The sequence below is a fragment of the Oribacterium sp. P9 genome, assembly GCF_046365365.1.
Lineage (GTDB): Bacteria > Bacillota > Clostridia > Lachnospirales > Lachnospiraceae > Oribacterium.
Map to the genome: position 1 here is coordinate 56,182 of NZ_JBKEIS010000004.1, position 16,063 is coordinate 72,244.

General features: G+C 53.8%; 13 protein-coding genes and 1 pseudogene. All 14 read right to left on the bottom strand.

Annotated features, from left to right (window positions below; all coding sequences use genetic code 11):
• Positions 1-111: 111 nt before the first annotated feature.
• Complete coding sequence (locus tag ACK8P7_RS04335) at positions 112-2,187, bottom strand: SH3 domain-containing protein (protein ID WP_410043004.1); 2,076 nt, start codon at positions 2,185-2,187, stop codon at positions 112-114.
• Between the two features lie 328 nt (positions 2,188-2,515).
• Positions 2,516-3,922 carry a pyruvate carboxylase subunit B gene (locus tag ACK8P7_RS04340; protein WP_410043005.1) on the bottom strand — a complete coding sequence of 469 codons (1,407 nt, stop codon included), beginning with the start codon at positions 3,920-3,922 and terminating at the stop codon, positions 2,516-2,518.
• A gap of 16 nt (positions 3,923-3,938) precedes the next feature.
• Positions 3,939-5,087, bottom strand: coding sequence for a sodium ion-translocating decarboxylase subunit beta (locus tag ACK8P7_RS04345; protein WP_410043006.1), 1,149 nt, complete (start codon positions 5,085-5,087; stop codon positions 3,939-3,941).
• A gap of 62 nt (positions 5,088-5,149) precedes the next feature.
• Positions 5,150-5,512, bottom strand: a complete 363-nt coding sequence (locus tag ACK8P7_RS04350; protein ID WP_410043007.1) for a biotin/lipoyl-containing protein — start codon at positions 5,510-5,512, stop codon at positions 5,150-5,152.
• 38 nt (positions 5,513-5,550) lie between these two features.
• On the bottom strand, positions 5,551-5,994 hold the full coding sequence (locus ACK8P7_RS04355) for an acetyl-CoA carboxylase biotin carboxyl carrier protein subunit (RefSeq protein ID WP_410043075.1): 444 nt from the start codon (positions 5,992-5,994) through the stop codon (positions 5,551-5,553).
• A pseudogene (locus tag ACK8P7_RS04360) lies at positions 5,986-6,693 on the bottom strand (OadG family protein); the annotation flags it as partial. The gene ACK8P7_RS04355 and the pseudogene ACK8P7_RS04360, both read right to left, overlap by 9 nt.
• Positions 6,693-8,048: a carboxyl transferase domain-containing protein gene (locus ACK8P7_RS04365; protein WP_410043008.1), complete on the bottom strand. Its 1,356-nt coding sequence runs from the start codon at positions 8,046-8,048 to the stop codon at positions 6,693-6,695. The pseudogene ACK8P7_RS04360 and the gene ACK8P7_RS04365, both read right to left, overlap by 1 nt.
• 347 nt (positions 8,049-8,395) lie before the next feature.
• Positions 8,396-9,781, bottom strand: coding sequence for an RsmF rRNA methyltransferase first C-terminal domain-containing protein (locus ACK8P7_RS04370; RefSeq protein WP_410043009.1), 1,386 nt, complete (start codon positions 9,779-9,781; stop codon positions 8,396-8,398).
• 140 nt (positions 9,782-9,921) lie between these two features.
• Positions 9,922-10,374 (bottom strand): DUF6465 family protein, encoded by a 453-nt coding sequence (locus tag ACK8P7_RS04375; RefSeq protein WP_410043010.1) that lies wholly within the window; start codon positions 10,372-10,374, stop codon positions 9,922-9,924.
• 181 nt (positions 10,375-10,555) lie between these two features.
• Positions 10,556-11,695 carry a sporulation integral membrane protein YtvI gene (ytvI, locus tag ACK8P7_RS04380; RefSeq protein WP_410043011.1) on the bottom strand — a complete coding sequence of 380 codons (1,140 nt, stop codon included), beginning with the start codon at positions 11,693-11,695 and terminating at the stop codon, positions 10,556-10,558.
• On the bottom strand, positions 11,692-13,116 hold the full coding sequence (locus ACK8P7_RS04385) for an O-antigen polymerase (RefSeq protein WP_410043012.1): 1,425 nt from the start codon (positions 13,114-13,116) through the stop codon (positions 11,692-11,694). Before ACK8P7_RS04385 ends, ytvI begins: the two co-directional genes overlap by 4 nt.
• Positions 13,117-13,136: 20 nt before the next feature.
• Positions 13,137-14,312, bottom strand: a complete 1,176-nt coding sequence (locus tag ACK8P7_RS04390; protein ID WP_410043013.1) for a YbbR-like domain-containing protein — start codon at positions 14,310-14,312, stop codon at positions 13,137-13,139.
• Positions 14,309-15,163 carry a diadenylate cyclase CdaA gene (cdaA, locus tag ACK8P7_RS04395; RefSeq protein WP_410043014.1) on the bottom strand — a complete coding sequence of 285 codons (855 nt, stop codon included), beginning with the start codon at positions 15,161-15,163 and terminating at the stop codon, positions 14,309-14,311. The genes ACK8P7_RS04390 and cdaA overlap by 4 nt, the downstream gene beginning before the upstream one ends.
• Before the next feature lie 5 nt (positions 15,164-15,168).
• Positions 15,169-16,056, bottom strand: coding sequence for a hypothetical protein (locus ACK8P7_RS04400; RefSeq protein WP_410043015.1), 888 nt, complete (start codon positions 16,054-16,056; stop codon positions 15,169-15,171).
• Positions 16,057-16,063: the final 7 nt, after the last annotated feature.

Below are 16,063 nucleotides of genomic sequence, written 5' to 3' on the forward strand. Positions count from 1 at the left end.
CTTAAGTGGATTATCATCGTAGATCATGCCGCCTTCACAGCGGCGGACGGAACATATGGCGAAGCCGGGCAGCATCCTCCGCTGCCCAGCTGTTTACCACATGCTTTTATTTTACATCGGGCCGTTTGTTCCCGCAACCACATCCGTCACGACGGTTCCGGTCGGGCTCACGCCGACCGCCGGTGTCTGTGCACCCGTTACGGTCGTCGTCATCCCCGGCATCGACGTACCCGTCTGGAGGCTGACATCGCTGCTGCCGGTCATGCCCATCTGCAGCGTATTTCCAAGCTGTCCGCCTGCGGACTGGCTGATCGTGATCTGATAGTTGCGCTGATCCCCGTTCTGTGCGGTCACGGTTATCGTCACGACCTTCGTCGGCGTATCCAGCAGGATCTGTCCGGCACCGCTGATCTGTGCAGCGCTGTGATAAGCCACGGCAGAGACATTGACCATCTGCACGGACGGATCGACGACGAGCGTATAGGATGTCGTATCGAGGTTGAAGCTCGGGGTCAGGGTGAAGCCATCGACCGCGAGATACTGCAGCTTGTTGTTCGGGTTGCCATCCTTCGTCGGCATCGGACACGGAGTCTCCGGCATGCCGTTATAAACCGGGATGTTGAAAACGAGGATCCCGGCACGCATCGTGTCGGTGTAGGCCTTCCCGAGGTTCTTGCCCTCCTCAGCGGCTCCGGCGGTGTTCGTCATGTACTGATGCTTGAACATATTGGAGCCCTGGACGTTGAAGCGCTTGAGATACAGCGTATTCTGTCCGGCCGAGAGGTAGTTCTGTGCATAGAAGAGCGCACCACCCACGATGGCCTTCTCCGGTGTATTCCATGGACGGTTATAGCTGCCGGACTGCGCAGCATACCAGAGGCCGCGCTCGACCGCGGTCATACCGTTCGCCGCATAGGCACCGACATTGAAATAATTATAGTAGCCGGTCGCTCCGGAGATCGAGCCGGATGTACCCTTACTGCCCTGCTCCTGGAGGATCATCGCTGCGAGCATGTACGGGCTCACCTTCGACTGCTCCGCTGCCTCCATGAGGATGTCGGCATACGAAACGGTCACGGTGCCGCCCATCATGTTCGTTGCGTTCGTCGTCCCCATCGCGGCGTTCCCCATGCCCGGACCGCTGGTGCCTGGCATCACGCTCGTCGACATCGAATCCGTGCCCTCGAGCACATTCGTGGCGGTAATGGCTGTTGTTCCGGCTGGCGCCTGTGTATCGCTGGAGGCATTGGCCGCGCTCGTGGCCCCCGGTCCTTCATAGCCGAGCAGGGACTCTCCGCTGCCCGTCTGTGTCGTTGTGCCACTGACGGCGTCCGTCACCGTCTGACCACCCACCGCGTTCGTGGACGCACTCAGTCCCTGTGCTGCGACCGCCGCCGCATAGAGCGGACTCGAAGCATCGATCGCGACCTGCCCACTGAGGAAGGTACCCTGCAGCATGGATCGGAGTCCATCGATCGTCTGAAGCTCTGCATTGTAATCATGCACCGCGAACTGGAAGACATAGCTGTCATCCAGGAAATTACGTGGATCCATAAAATAGGCGACGATTTCCCGCGATGCGCCGACCCAGGTCGCGCCATCGAAGCCAGGCCAGGTCGAGCTCGTCCAGTCAAACTTCCCGGCGTCGGTCGACTTCCAGGAGGATTTCGATCCGGTTTCGACCAGACTCGAGGTACCCTGCAGCTCGGAAGCGACGGCGGTATTCCAGTCGAGACCGGTCTGTACGGCATTGAAGATCCAGGTCGGATGCTGTGCATGCAGCGTCCGAAGTCCAGCCTTGTAGCTTTCCGGGAAGCCCTGCTGTGCGAGGTACGCCTCGAAATTTGCATCCGTGGTATAGGCCACGCTCTGCGTAGACACGAGATCCGAACGAACGTAACCGGTCACTCCGCCGGCTGAAATCTGATACCAGGCCTTGCCATCACTGCCCGTCGTCTGATTCAGAATCGAGACCGTTGTGTTGTTTCCGAGGGAGGTCAGCAGCTGGCTCGAGGTACTGGCGGACGCACGGACATTGACGTTCGTCCCGCGGATGACCGCCGACTGTGCCGCATAGGCAGAAGGAAGTGCATTCAGCGCAGTGCCGGCCGGTGTCAGCAGAAGGCAGAGCGAAAGCAGTGCCGTACCGACGCTGTGCTGAAGGGATTTCGTTTTATGTTTTTTCATGAATATATGCTCCATTACTATAGATTACGTAAAAAGAAGTGCTAGGCGGATGTTCTTCTGTCCGCACGTAGGCATCACTTCCAGGCTTTTCGATCCAGTCTCGTACTTCGAGGCGTTCGAAAAACGGACGAAAACGCCCAAAATCACCTCTACAGTATATCGATTTCTGCAGCATGCTTCAATCGCAAAACGAATTATTAATATAAGCGATCAGTTTTTGTAAAGAATTTGTCAGGAAATCCGGACCCCTACGCCAGAATGATAGACAAAAGAAGCCCCGGACCTTTCGGCCCAGGGCTTCGATATGGAAAGGATAAATCAGTTCAGATTAAACTGGATACGCCTTGTTCTCCTTGTCACCAGCGGTTGCGGCGAAGCCGGTCTGCTGTGCGTCACGGTAAGCAAAGAAATCCTTCGCTACAGCCGGGAACAGAGCATAATCAAGTACGTCCTCCGGTGTCGGGTTCTTCACGAGCTTCTTGGTCTCCTCGGTGAACTGAGCCATCTGCGGAGCGATATGATCTGCAGGACGGTCGGTCATCTGGGTCTCACCTGGCTTCAGAACCTTCTTCATCATCTCCGGATCCATCGGCTTTACGGTACGGCCGAACTCACCGGCAACGAGCTTATGAGACTCCTTCGGAACCATCTTATAGCGCTCGCCGGTCAGGACGTTCATCACCGCCTGTGTACCCACGATCTGAGAAGACGGGGTTACGAGAGGTGGCTCACCGAAGTCCTTACGAACTCTCGGAACTTCCTCGAGAACGGCGTTCAGCTTATCGATCTGGCCAGCCTTGTCAAGCTGAGAGATGAGGTTACTGAGCATACCGCCCGGAACCTGATAACGAAGGGTGTTGACATTAACGCCAAGCACCTTCGTGGACATAAGCCCAGACTTCAGGCACTCCTCACGATACGGCTCGAAGTACTTGGAAACCTCGATGAGCTTGTTTACATCGATACCAGTATCGTACTCTGTACCCTCAAACGCCTTTACCATAACGTCGGTAGAAGGCTGAGAAGTACCAAGAGCGAACGGAGTGGAAGCGGTATCGATGATATCTGCACCCGCCTCTACGCACTTGAGGTAGGTCATGGAAGCCATACCGGAGGTGTAATGGGTGTGGATCTCGATCGGAAGGGAGGTTCCCTTCTTGAGTGCCTTCACGAGGTCATAGCCTGCCTGCGGAAGCAGAAGGCCTGCCATATCCTTGATGCAGAGGGAATCTGCGCCGAGAGACTCAACATCACGTGCGAGGTTCTCCCAGTACTCGAGGGTATACGCATCACCCAGTGTATAGCAGAGTGCGATCTGCGCGTGACCGCCCTCCTTCTTGGTTGCCTTTACAGCCGTCTCGAGGTTACGAATATCGTTTAAGCAGTCGAAGATACGGATGATATCGATACCGTTTGCGATGGAACGCTCTACGAAGTTCTCTACGACATCATCTGCATAGTGATTGTAGCCGAGGATGTTCTGACCTCTGAAGAGCATCTGAAGCTTCGTGTTCTTGAAGTGCTTACGAAGCATACGAAGTCTCTCCCATGGATCCTCCTTCAGGAAACGAAGGCAGGAATCGAAGGTCGCACCGCCCCAGCACTCTACGGCGTTGTAACCGATCTGATCCATGGTGTCCAGAATCGGCTCCATCTCGGAGCTCGGCATACGGGTTGCAATTAATGACTGATGTGCATCACGCAACACAGTCTCAGTGATTTTTACTTTAGCCATTTTATCTCCTCTTTCATTACTTCACGCCGTAAACAGCCATGAAGGTACCGGCTGCTACAGCAGTACCGATAACACCTGCTACGTTCGGGCCCATGGCCTGCATAAGCAGGAAGTTTGTAGGATCCGCCTCAGAAGCCACCTTCTGGGATACACGCGCTGCCATCGGGACGGCAGATACACCGGCAGAACCGATGAGCGGGTTGATCTTATGACCGGAAACGACATACATGATCTTACCGAGCACAACACCGGCAGCGGTACCGAATGCGAAGGCAATCAGTCCGAGTGCAACGATCTTCAGGGTATCCAGGTTCAGGAAGGCCTCCGCAGAAGTTGCACCGCCGACAGACGTACCGAGCATGATAACGACGATATACATCATCGCGTTCGATGCGGTCTCTGTAAGCTGCTTTACGACACCGGACTCCTTGAACAGGTTACCGAGCATCAGCATACCTACGAGCGGAGCCGTGGTCGGAAGAAGGATACATACGATGGTCGTAACGATGATCGGGAAGAGAATACGCTCGAGCTTCGATACCGGACGAAGCTGTGGCATTCTGGTCTTTCTCTCCTCCTCGGTGGTCAGCGCCTTCATGATCGGCGGCTGAATGATCGGAACGAGGGACATATAGGAATATGCCGCTACGGCGATCGGTCCGAGCAGAGAGGTCTGTCCGAGCTTGTTGCACAGGAAGATGGAGGTAGGTCCATCGGCTCCACCGATGATGGAGATGGCTGCCGCAGCGGCTCCGTTGAAGCCCATGAAAATCGCCATGAAATAAGCGGCATAAATACCAAACTGAGCAGCAGCACCGAGCAGGAAGGTGATCGGGTTTGCAATCAGCGGGGAGAAGTCGGTCTGTGCGCCTACACCCATGAAGATCAGGGACGGAAGAATCGTCCACTCATCCAGATGGAAGAAGTACCAAAGCAGTCCGCCTGTTCCATTGATCGAATCCTCCGGGCTCAGCATGATGTCCGGATAGATATTGACGAGCAGCATACCGAAGGCGATCGGAACCAGAAGAAGTGGCTCGAAGCCCTTAGCGATGGCAAGATACAGGAAGACGAATGCGACGATGATCATCAGCACATTTCCCCATGTCATGCTTACGAATGCTGTCTGCTGGAGCAGGTTTGTTAAGGTTTCTAATATATTCATATGTTTTTATAACCTCCAGTACAGCAAAATCAAATCAACACTTGACACGATCTGATCAAAGATCAGTTCAGAGTTGCAAGGGTTGCACCTGACTCTACTGAATCACCAACAGAAACGTTGATGGAAGCTACGGTGCCATCCTGAGGTGCTACGATATCGTTCTCCATCTTCATCGCCTCAAGAACGAGGATCACATCACCGCTCTTTACAACATCGCCGACGTTCTTCTTAACTGCGAGGATCTTACCTGGCATCGGGGACTCTACCTTTACGGATCCCTGTGCGCCTGCAGGTGCTGCGGCTGGAGCCGGAGCGGCTGCTGGTGCTGCTGGAGCAGCTGCCTTCGGTGCAGATGCTACGCTGCCACCCTCTTCTACGGTTACGTCATAAGCGACGCCATTTACGGTAATAGTATATTTCTTCATCTTAATACCTCTCGAATTCTAAAGGGCTATCGCCCATCTCAGTTTAATGTTGCAAGTGTTGCGCCGGACTCTACGGAATCACCGACGGAAACATTGATCGATGCTACGGTACCATCCTGTGGAGCCACGATCTCGTTCTCCATCTTCATCGCCTCAAGGATGAGGATGACGTCACCGCTCTTCACCGTGTCGCCGACACTCTTCTTTACTGCGAGGATCTTACCTGGCATCGGGGACTCCACCTTTACGGATCCCTGTGCGCCTGCAGGTGCTGCGGCCGGAGCCGGAGCGGCAGCTGCGACTGGTGCAGCCACTGGAGCCACGGAAGTGACAACCGGTGCGGAAGCTGCGGCTTCGGAAGCGGCTGGTGCGAAGCTGCGTGAACGAAGCGGACGTACGAAGAGACCATTCTGAAGTGTCGGTCCTGGTACGAAGCCGTTCTCATTCTGCGCGCCGGCGGTATCTGCCTCATAAGCGGCGATCGCTGCGGCGATAACCGCCTGCATCACATCGTCCTGCTTTGCAGCCGGAGCTGGAGCTGCGGCCTTCGGTGCCGGTGCGGCAGCCTTTGGTGCCTCTGCCGGTGCCTTCTTGCCCTTCATCTTCTTCTCAAATACACTGATGTACTTGAACATGGAGATCACCCAGGCGATGAAAATGAGAACTACGAAGACGGTACCCATACCTACCGCAAGGTTCGCGCCTGCATCCTCCATCTGCTCAGCGAGTGAGTAGTACGGCTCGAAGGTCATCTCCGTCGTCTTACCGGTCAGCTCGTTGAGACCGAGGGTAAGCTTCAGGGTTCTCTTCTCAAAAGTTGAATTAATTACGATGGAATAGCCATCTTCTGTCTTGGATGCAACTGCATCGTCTACACTGACGAAAGCACCGAGACGATCCTTGTCATTTAGATAATTGGTAAGGCCGTTATAGGTGATTTCATCCTTTGTCTTGTATGCGGACTTGATCTGAGACTCGATCTCAGCATCGCTCAGAGCATAGATGCTCTGCTCCGCATACTGCTTTGCCTGCTCCTCAAGTGCGGACTTTACGGATGGCTCGATCGGCTCAACCGTGTCCTTCGATGAGTTTCCGCAAGCTGCCAGTGTAAGAACGGAAAGTGCAAGAGCAAAACAGAGAGCAGCTTTTCTAAACCACTGTTTCATTCTGTCTCCTCTCATTAAACGGTGCCACTCTTCTTGTCAGGTCTGTATACACTCTTATAGCCGAGCATCTGAAGAGCAGCTGCGATTCTCTGTCTGGTCTCCTCCGGAGCGATGATCTCATCGACATAACCACGCTTTGCAGCAGCGAGTGCCGTATTCTCAGAGGCGAACTTCTTCTCTGCCTCTGCATCGCCGTCAGCGACTACCTTTGCAGCCTGTGCAGCGTCCATAACACCGATCTTTGAGCTGTTAAATGCATAAACCACGTCCGCGCCGAGTGCCTTTGCACCGAAGCTGAGGCCCGCTGTACCGAGTGCGTTCTTTACAACGGTGATCATCGGAACATCTGCATTTGCATATGCATATGCAAGCTTGGCAGCAGAGGTCGGCATATGGCTCTCTGTGCACTCTGTATTCTTATAGGAAGTCACGTCAACGACCGTGATGACCGGAAGGTCATAAGCATTGGCGAAAGTAACCAGCTTGGCTGCCTTCTCTGCGCCCTTCCATGTAAGTGCCTTCTCCTTGTTTGCAACGATCGCAACGGTCTCGCCACCGATCTGTGCAAAGCCGGTTACGACATCATGGGAATAGCCCTTCTTGGTCTCGATAAATACACCGTTATCTGCGAGCTGCTGTACAGCCTCGTCTGCAGACAGGGTATCGAAGCCGGTTACGGCACGGTTCAGATCATCGGTGCACTCGTCGAGTACGCCGCCGTCCTCACAGTTGCCCGGAAGTACGGAAACGACCTTACGGATCTGAGCGAATACCTCATCCTCTGTGCCATCGAAGTCTACGAGACCATACTCCTCGCGCTTTGCAGCCTGTGCGATCGCGTCGTCCTTGTTACCAAGAACGGCATCCGGAGCATTGACATATGCCTTTGCGCCCTCTGCCATCAGTACGTAATCGGAAAGACCAGCGAGAATCGTAAGTCCGCCACCACAGTTTCCGAAGATGGCTGTGATCTGTGGGATCTGACCACTGGCGAGCGTCTGCTTCTTGTAGATACGGCCGAGACCGAAAAGTGCGTCGTTTGCCTCCTCGAGACGTACGCCGGTGCAATCGAGAAGAGCGATGACCGGAGCCTGATTCTTCATGGCCATAGAATAGATGCTGGCGATCTTTCTCGCATGCATCTCACCGATCGAACCACCCAGAACTGCAGCGTCCTGTGCATATACATACACGAGGTTGCCGTCGATGGTTCCATAACCGGTAACAACACCGTCAGATGGTGCCTTCTTCTCAGCCATGTTAAAGTCTGTTGATCTTGCTTCTACAAGACGGCCAACTTCAACGAAGCTGAATTCATCGAGCAGTGACTGAATTCTCGTCAGAGCGGATGATGTTGACTGATTATCCATTTTTTATCCTCCATTTCGTATCTAAACAAGGGGAAAAATCCCCGGTTTATGACGTTTATATTGTATATGAAGCACATTTATAATTCAACCCGAAATGGGTGCTTTTTTCAAACTTCGTGAAAGTAATATCAGGTATAATGCTGACATTATAAGCCCGAGAATATAGGGTTTATAAGGATTTCCTTATACAATTATGGCTTTTCGCAAAACACAGGCACATATTTTTGACGTTTTGAAATGGAATTTATTTTCATTTTCAGCGGCTTTTACCGTTCTATTTTTTATCCTGAATCCCAGGCAGAAAGGAAGCAGCAAGATGCCGCTTCCTTTCTGCCCGCTGTGTCTTTTTATACGAAGCGCAGTCCCTTCGGGAAATGATTCTTCACCTGTCCGTTCACCAGCTTCCCGAGTCCGAGGGCAACGCCGTCTGCACAGACGATGCACCAGCCCTTTCCGTCGACGCCCTCCGGTGCCGTGATCTGCAGTCCGCGAAGATACTGGTCGATGCGCGGATCGGTCGCCGGATAGCTGCAACGCTCGAGATCAAACTGCCGAAGCCCGGCGACATCCGCCGGATTCAGCACATGGCTCAGCGCATGCGCCGGCTCTGTTCGGTTTTTCAGACTCATTTCCGACTGGATGCCGGCACGGAGACAGCGCAGGCCACGAAGCTCCGGCAGCATCGATGGTACGAGGTACCCCTGATCCTTCACCTGCTGCCTTCGGTAGTCCTTCTCCTCGAATGCTCGATCCGGTCCCGAAATGCACGTACCATACGTCTTCTCCAGTGCGGCCAGCGGATCGCTGCCGGACTTACGGAAGATCGCCATATAGTGTCCCTCCCCAGGCTCACGGTGCGGCCACACACGCTTCTCGTAGAGAAGGCTCAACTCCGGGAAGGAGCTGAGGAGGTAATCCCGTATATCCTCATCCTCTTCCTTTTCGAAGGTACAGGTACTGTAGGCGAGGATACCGCCCGGTGCCAGCATGCGATATGCATTAGCCGTGATCTCCCGCTGACGCTCAGCACACATGTGGACATTCTCCGGTGACCACTCTGTGATCGCCGTATCATCCTTTCGGAACATACCTTCTCCGGAGCACGGCGCATCCACGAGCACCCTCGTGAAAAACTCAGGAAAATGATCTGCAATTTTCCCTGTATCCTCGTTCAGTACGACCGCATTGCGTATACCCATACGTTCGATGTTTGAGCTCAGTGTCCGGGCGCGCAGGGCGACGTATTCGTTGGAAATCAGGAAGCCACCGGCATCACCCGACAGCAGATCCGCAGCCTGGGTTGATTTTCCGCCAGGGCTCGCACAGAGGTCAATCACCCGGTCGAAGGGACGGATCTGCATGTGCTGTACGACCTGCATCGCCTCCGGTCCCTGGATATAGTAGAGTCCGGCCTCATGATAGGGATGCTTTCCCGGACGGATACCGATGGACTCGAGATAATGGTCGTCGAGATAGAAGGACGCATACATCGTCTGTCCACGGAAGGAGATACGGCTGCTCTCCGGCATGGGCTCGAGATGCCAGTCCGCGACGAGCTTCGCGTAGCGGATCGCCTCCGGATTCCCGCTCTCCTCGAGCTCCATCAGCTTATGAAGATTTAGCCTCAGCCCGCGGACGGCCGGCTTTTCGAAGCTCTCGAGAAATGCGTCATATTCCCCTTCGGAAAGAAGGGCTTTCATGCGGGTACAGAACTCCGCCGGTAATTGCTTCATATTCACCTCTCACTCATGATTCGTTCCTGTGATCACAGCCTGTTGCAACGCTCGTATTTTATCAGATAACGGCATCCTGTGTATATAAAAAAGAACGATTCACCCTTCGATGAATCGTTCTCTATGATCGAAATGCTGAATTACAGGTTTACTCTGTACTCCGGCTTACCCTCACCATCGACGGTGAAGTATGCAGCCTGATCGTTTACATTGATGTAGATATGTACATCCTTGACATCCTTCTTGATCTTCTCAGCCGCCTTCTGTGCGTCTGCAACGATCTTTGCAGGATCGAAATCTCTGCCATCGATCTGTAATGTAACAGCTGTCTTCACTTCTGCCTTCGCCGGAGCGGTCTTCTCTGCCGGCTTCTTCTCTTCTGTCTTCTTTGCTGGAGCTGTCTTCTTCACTGGAGCGGTCTTCTTCGGAGCGGCTTCCTTCTTCGGAGCCTCTTCCTTAACTGCTTCCTTTGCAGGAGCGGCCTTCTTCTCAGCAGCCTTCGCAGTCTCTGCTACAGCCTTCTTGATCTCAGTGAAAGACTCCTTCAGAGCTGCGTCCTTCTTTGCTTCTGTAGCCTTTGTCTTCTTCTCCATTTGATTATCTCCTTCTAAAATAACTATAAAAAAATATTTAATTTTTAAGAATTATATTTCGTACCATCTGATTTGTCAATGTATTCGCCGGGAAGCGTGTATGAATCCCGCGATCTGCCTGTAAAACTTCTCTCACGTTTTCCATGAATAAATCACTGCACACGGATACCCGGAGATGCGTTTACAGGAAGGAGATCAGGTCCCGATAGAGTGCCTGGATCGAGGCCGTCATCTTCTTAAAGGCGCCATAGCGGTAAAAGCACATCACGAGCATACCGACCGGAACCGCGAAAATCAGCCCGACGAAGCCATAGAAGCGGTAACCGAGGTACATGAACAAAATCGTCAGGAACGGGGAGAGCCCCATCGTATCACCCATGATCTTCGGCTGCATGAACTGGCGCACGATCTGGGTCGCGACATAGATCACGACGAGCCAGAGCGCCTGCACCAGATTCCCGCTGAAGAGGTCGAGCACGATCCATGGCCACAAGATGAAGCCGACCCCAAGCATCGGCAGGAAGTCCAGAAAAGCGGTCAATGCAGCAAGCGGAAGTGCATAGCGCACACGCAGCAGGAGGAAGCCGATCGCCAGCACGAGGAAGACGACAAACATGATCTTAAACTGTGCCAGCAGCCAGCCCTGGATGATCCTCCGTATATCTGCCTTCAGCAGCTCATAGTAACGGAACAGCTCCTTCGGAATCCACGCCTTCACCCGCTCGACATAGTGTTCGCCATCCTTACAGAAGCAGTACGCAGAAAAAATCGTTACGACCGAATATACAAGGACATTCGGAATCGAGCGAACCGCACCGATGGAGACATTGGCGATCGGCGCAGAGATATTCGTTACGAAGCCGAGCAGCGATTCCTCGATGCTGCTGTTCAGCTTATTGAGATCCAGTATAACCGCAGCGCCATCCGCTCCCGTCCCCGGCAGATTCAGCGACAGGTGCTGCAGCAGACTCTGGTGCGAAAGCAGAAACTCCCTGAGAAGCTGTGCGAGGTCCCGCACCATATCCGGCAGATCCTTTGCGAAGCCGACGCAGAAACGGACAGCTACGCTGAGGACGAGATACAGGATCGCGCCGATCAGTACGAGCATGAAGATGATGATGACAACCGACGCATGCTGCCGTTCCATCAGCTTCGTTTTCGTATTCAGAAAACGAATCAGCGGATTGGCGATCCATGCGATGACGGCCCCGATGATAAACGGGATAAAAAAGATGATCAGCTTCGGAACGAAGATGACGACCGCCGCCATCATCAGGATCGGTACCAGGATATTTAAGATCAGCTGCGTATAACGCTTCATTCTCTTCTCCTTTTTCGCACAGTACATGCATACGCGAGGTACAGCAGGAAACTGATGCCCAGATAAAACCAGGTGGCCGGGTTACTGAACCAGGTGGTAAAAAACGAAACCAGATAATAGAAAGCGAGCTGTGCATACAGAAGCACGGAGAACGGGTTCTGATCCTTTCGACAGGTACGTGTGACCCGCCCTGAAACGAGGCCGAGCACGAGTGCGAACACAGCGATCCCGCTGAGACCGAAGTCATACCATGCGTCATAGAGCATCGTGACGGTCGTGAGCTCTTCCTTCGTCACGAAGAGCGGAAAGCCCTGCGCCAGTGACGGGACGAAGAACTTGATCCCGCACAGCGTCACAAACGGATAGAGCATGCGGAGTCCATGCGCGTGGACCGTCAGCTCACGGGTCATGACATTAAAATTATCATAGTTGTTTGCGATGTACATGTACGGCTGGGTGATAAAGATCGGGGTCGACGGATCCTTCATCTCGAAGATGCCGTTCAGGTACTCGACGGAATGCGCACGCTCGATCGTGATGAAGACATAGGCAGCGATCATCAGCGCGAGGAGCAGCAGAAGCTGCCACAGCTTATAACGGCGGCCTGAAAGCAAGGCCACGAAAACAGCCAGAATCACCGAAATCATAAACTGAAAACGGGACACCATCAGGATCGTCAGGATGATCGGAAGCAGCAGTCCGAGGAGTGTCAGCACATCCGGGCGAAGTCCGTGTTTCCGCCGCGCACCGAGATACAGCATCGAGACCGCCGGAGTAAGCACAGCCAGCGTCGTAAAGTAGTGCACACCCTTTACATGGAAGTAGCTGTAGGCATGTGGCGTATCGACCGTAAAGAGCGGTACGAAGCCGAGCCGTCGCGCCTCAAAAAGAAACGCCGCCCAGGAAATACCGAGCAGACCGAGGATCGCATACCGAAAGAAACGAAGATCCGGTCCTGCGCTCTCTCCTGTCGCCAAGCGACCGGGCACCCCACCGACATCCCGGACATCTATAGAAGCTGTGGACGCCAGCGGATCCGGTACCACGCTGCAGGATGCACTACGATCCGCATCGTCTCCAGATCGGGCGGATCGGATGGCTCCTGCATGATCGGCGAGCTGTGCCGAAAGATCAAAAATCAGATAAAAAAGATAGAACGAAAGCCAGGTTTCCAGCGTCCAGTCGGTGCTCAGCCGGCTCAGCTGAAAACGGGCGATGCCTTCCCCGCCGAGGAGACCGAGGGCGAGCAGGCCCCGAAGATTCAGCAGATACGCCGTTCTCCGGTACTCTGAAAGATATAAAAAAGCAGCAGCGAAGATCAGGCACAGACCGGAAGGGGCGGAAAGACCCGCCTCTCCCAGCACGAAGCTCATGACATACGCTGCTGTATAGATACCAAGTTTAAACCATTCTGTTTTCATGAAATTTATGCATTCTCCGATCAGTGTCCGGACTGGCTGAGCAGTGTTTCTTCATGTGTACTGCCCGACTCATGCGAAGCGCCCGTCACCTCCGGCTCGGTATCTCTGTCCTGGGCACTGCTCTCCGGCAGCTTCGCTTCTGCCGCCGTAGTCTCACTGGTATGCGCACTCTGTGATCCGGAGATGAGTGCCGTCGTCGCAGCGGTCTCGTCGCTGTCGGTCGACGTCTCCTCTGTCTCCGGTATCTTTTCGATGCGGACCGTCACATTGACCTCGGCGTCCTGATCCTCCGCCAGCATAACACCGGCCGGGAGATAGTCTGCCAGATTAAAGGTGATGGTCTTCGTTCCGCTGGCACCGCTGATATCGATCTTCGGAAGCTCGAACACCGTCATGCCATCAATGATGTAGGTCGACGCCGCCAGATTCACGGTCGCTGGTGAAACCGCGGTCGACTCATACTGATACCCCGCGGCCGGTGTGCCTCTGACACTGGATAGAAGGTTGATGGACTTCTCCTTATACAGGGTCACGGCATAGTGGATCGAGCTCGTCGACGCACTGACGTTCTTCAGGTCAAAGAGCTGATTTCCATTTGCATCATAGTATACGAGCTCAGCAACCCCATCCTCATTCTGTGCGATGCCTTCTACATTCACATCGATTCCGACACTGGACACGCGGCCGATTTCAGATTGCGGACCACTCAGATAGACATATTCCGGACTGACGATCACATTCGCGACCTTGTAGCCGCTCTTCGGTGTACCATGCACGGTATTTTTGATTTCAAATTTCTTTTCCTGGATATCCTCGATGATGACCCGGGTGACCGTCGGACGGACCGTCACATCTCCGATCAGCTCGTCCTTGTCATTCAGTACATCCACATAGATCGGGACGGCTCCGGTGATGCTGTAATCCTTCAGATCCACGTAGGCATGAAAATCCGACGCACTGATGAGGGAGCGGCTGTTCGTGCGGACACTGTAGCTGATGGTCACACTCGTGCGATCGATTTCCCAGGATTTATTCTGCGCCGCAAAGGTCGACTGATTCTCGACCTCGAGCGGCACCGTTTTCGTATCCGTGACCTCCGGATGCGAGACATTGACCACCAGCAGCCAGAGGAGCAGCGCGATCAGGAGACTCAGCACCTTGAGCGGCAGATTTTCCGTAAAGAAATGTTTCATCATGCTTTGCCTTCCTTTCGTGTATTACGGAAGATACGGAAGCGTGTATTCTTATCCATCTCCTTCTGCTCTCTCGTCGGAAGCATCGAGCGCAGAGCTTCAGCATCCTGTGCACGGCAGAGCTTCCCGTTTGCAGCGACTGACACACGACCGGTCTCCTCCGAGACCACGATCGTAACGGCATCACTCGTCTCAGACATGCCGAGCGCAGCACGATGACGTGTACCGAAGTCCTTCGAGATATCGGTATCGGACAGCGGCAGATAGCAGGTCGCGGCCGTAACCTTATCACCGACGATCGTGACAGCACCGTCATGCAGCGGTGTGTTCTTCTCGAAGATGTTGATCAGCAGTGCCGACGACACGATACCGTTGATACGGATACCGGTCTCTTCGATTTCCTTCAGTGGCTGATTCTGCTGGATCACGATGAGTGCTCCGGTCTTCTTCTTCGCCATCTCGAAGGTCGCACGGATGATTTCGTTGATCGTCGTCACACTGGCGTCATCGATCCCGTCATCCGGAATCAGATTGGCGATGAAGTTCCGGCTGCCGAGCTGTTCCAGCGCTTTTCGGAGCTCCGGCTGGAAGATGACGACGGTCGCGATGATGGCCGCCGTCGAGATCCGTTCGATCAGCCACATGATGGTCGTGAGATGAAGGATCGCCGCTGCAGTGATGAAGGCGGCGATGACCAGCAGACCCTTGAGCAGCTCCCAGGCTCTCGTATTTTTGATCCAGAGAAGGATCTCATATACGAGCACCGCGAGGATGATGATCTCGAGGATGTTGGTATAGCCGATCGGTGGCAGGAGGCTCACCCAGCTTTTCATTTTTTCAATCATTCCTGTCATTCGATTTATGCCTCATTTCCTGATTTCAGCTTCGGAATCGCCTTTACAAAATAGAAATAGTCATCATCTTCGAAACGTAAGCGCTCCGTCCCCTTATAGTCTGCACCATGGAAGGCCAGTGCATACAGAAGGGCGAGGATGCCGGAAAGTATCACGCCGATCAGTGCCGTGCTGAAAGAGAAGGTGGCTCCGAGCCGCGCGGATCCGATGGCAGAAACCACCAGGATCGAGAGGAGTCCGACGATGACCGCGACTCCCCAGTTATACGAAAACACCATCTGATGAAGGATAAACACCAGCACGATGCAGATGGCGAAGGCCATGATGGACACGATCATCGTACGGTTCTGAAAGTAGCCCTGAAAGATGCTGGCATACTGGCTCGCCATCTCCATCGGATCCTTCGTCGATACACTGAGCTTAGATGCGTTCTCCGAGATATACTCGATAAAATAATACATCATCACACCGATGGATACCGGTACGATGGACATCAGTCCGAGGCTGAGCCCTGCGATGACCGGGAGTACATAGGGTACATGCAGATAAAACAGCAGGGGAACCAGGACGATCAGAATCGCATTTCCTGCACGGAAGGCCGACTGTGCGAGCGCCATCAGCAAGAGGATGAAGGCCGCCAGAAGGGCGAGCTCCATCGACGTGCCATAGGCATTGCCCAGCACAAAAACCGCCGACATGACCGTCACGGCCGTCCACGGAAGGAACGAGCACAGCGCAGCAGCGGCGATCGCGATCAGCAGACTGCCGAACATGCTGTCGGAGCCTATGCGAATCCGGATCATGAAAAAGCACAGGAACGCGGTCAGCGCCTTCAGTACAGGTGTGAGCCAGTATTCATTTTTGATGTAAAACTTCTGTAATTCATCCTTCATATCGACC

What these genes read in the sequence shown, in the direction of transcription:
- ACK8P7_RS04335 (WP_410043004.1), bottom strand. Translation starts at nt 2,187, where the DNA reads ATGAAAAAACATAAAACGAAATCCCTTCAGCACAGCGTCGGTACGGCA.
- ACK8P7_RS04340 (WP_410043005.1), bottom strand. Translation starts at nt 3,922, where the DNA reads ATGGCTAAAGTAAAAATCACTGAGACTGTGTTGCGTGATGCACATCAG.
- ACK8P7_RS04345 (WP_410043006.1), bottom strand. Translation starts at nt 5,087, where the DNA reads ATGAATATATTAGAAACCTTAACAAACCTGCTCCAGCAGACAGCATTC.
- ACK8P7_RS04350 (WP_410043007.1), bottom strand. Translation starts at nt 5,512, where the DNA reads ATGAAGAAATATACTATTACCGTAAATGGCGTCGCTTATGACGTAACC.
- ACK8P7_RS04365 (WP_410043008.1), bottom strand. Translation starts at nt 8,048, where the DNA reads ATGGATAATCAGTCAACATCATCCGCTCTGACGAGAATTCAGTCACTG.
- ACK8P7_RS04370 (WP_410043009.1), bottom strand. Translation starts at nt 9,781, where the DNA reads ATGAAGCAATTACCGGCGGAGTTCTGTACCCGCATGAAAGCCCTTCTT.
- ACK8P7_RS04375 (WP_410043010.1), bottom strand. Translation starts at nt 10,374, where the DNA reads ATGGAGAAGAAGACAAAGGCTACAGAAGCAAAGAAGGACGCAGCTCTG.
- ytvI (WP_410043011.1), bottom strand. Translation starts at nt 11,695, where the DNA reads ATGAAGCGTTATACGCAGCTGATCTTAAATATCCTGGTACCGATCCTG.
- ACK8P7_RS04385 (WP_410043012.1), bottom strand. Translation starts at nt 13,116, where the DNA reads ATGAAAACAGAATGGTTTAAACTTGGTATCTATACAGCAGCGTATGTC.
- ACK8P7_RS04390 (WP_410043013.1), bottom strand. Translation starts at nt 14,312, where the DNA reads ATGATGAAACATTTCTTTACGGAAAATCTGCCGCTCAAGGTGCTGAGT.
- cdaA (WP_410043014.1), bottom strand. Translation starts at nt 15,163, where the DNA reads ATGACAGGAATGATTGAAAAAATGAAAAGCTGGGTGAGCCTCCTGCCA.
- ACK8P7_RS04400 (WP_410043015.1), bottom strand. Translation starts at nt 16,056, where the DNA reads ATGAAGGATGAATTACAGAAGTTTTACATCAAAAATGAATACTGGCTC.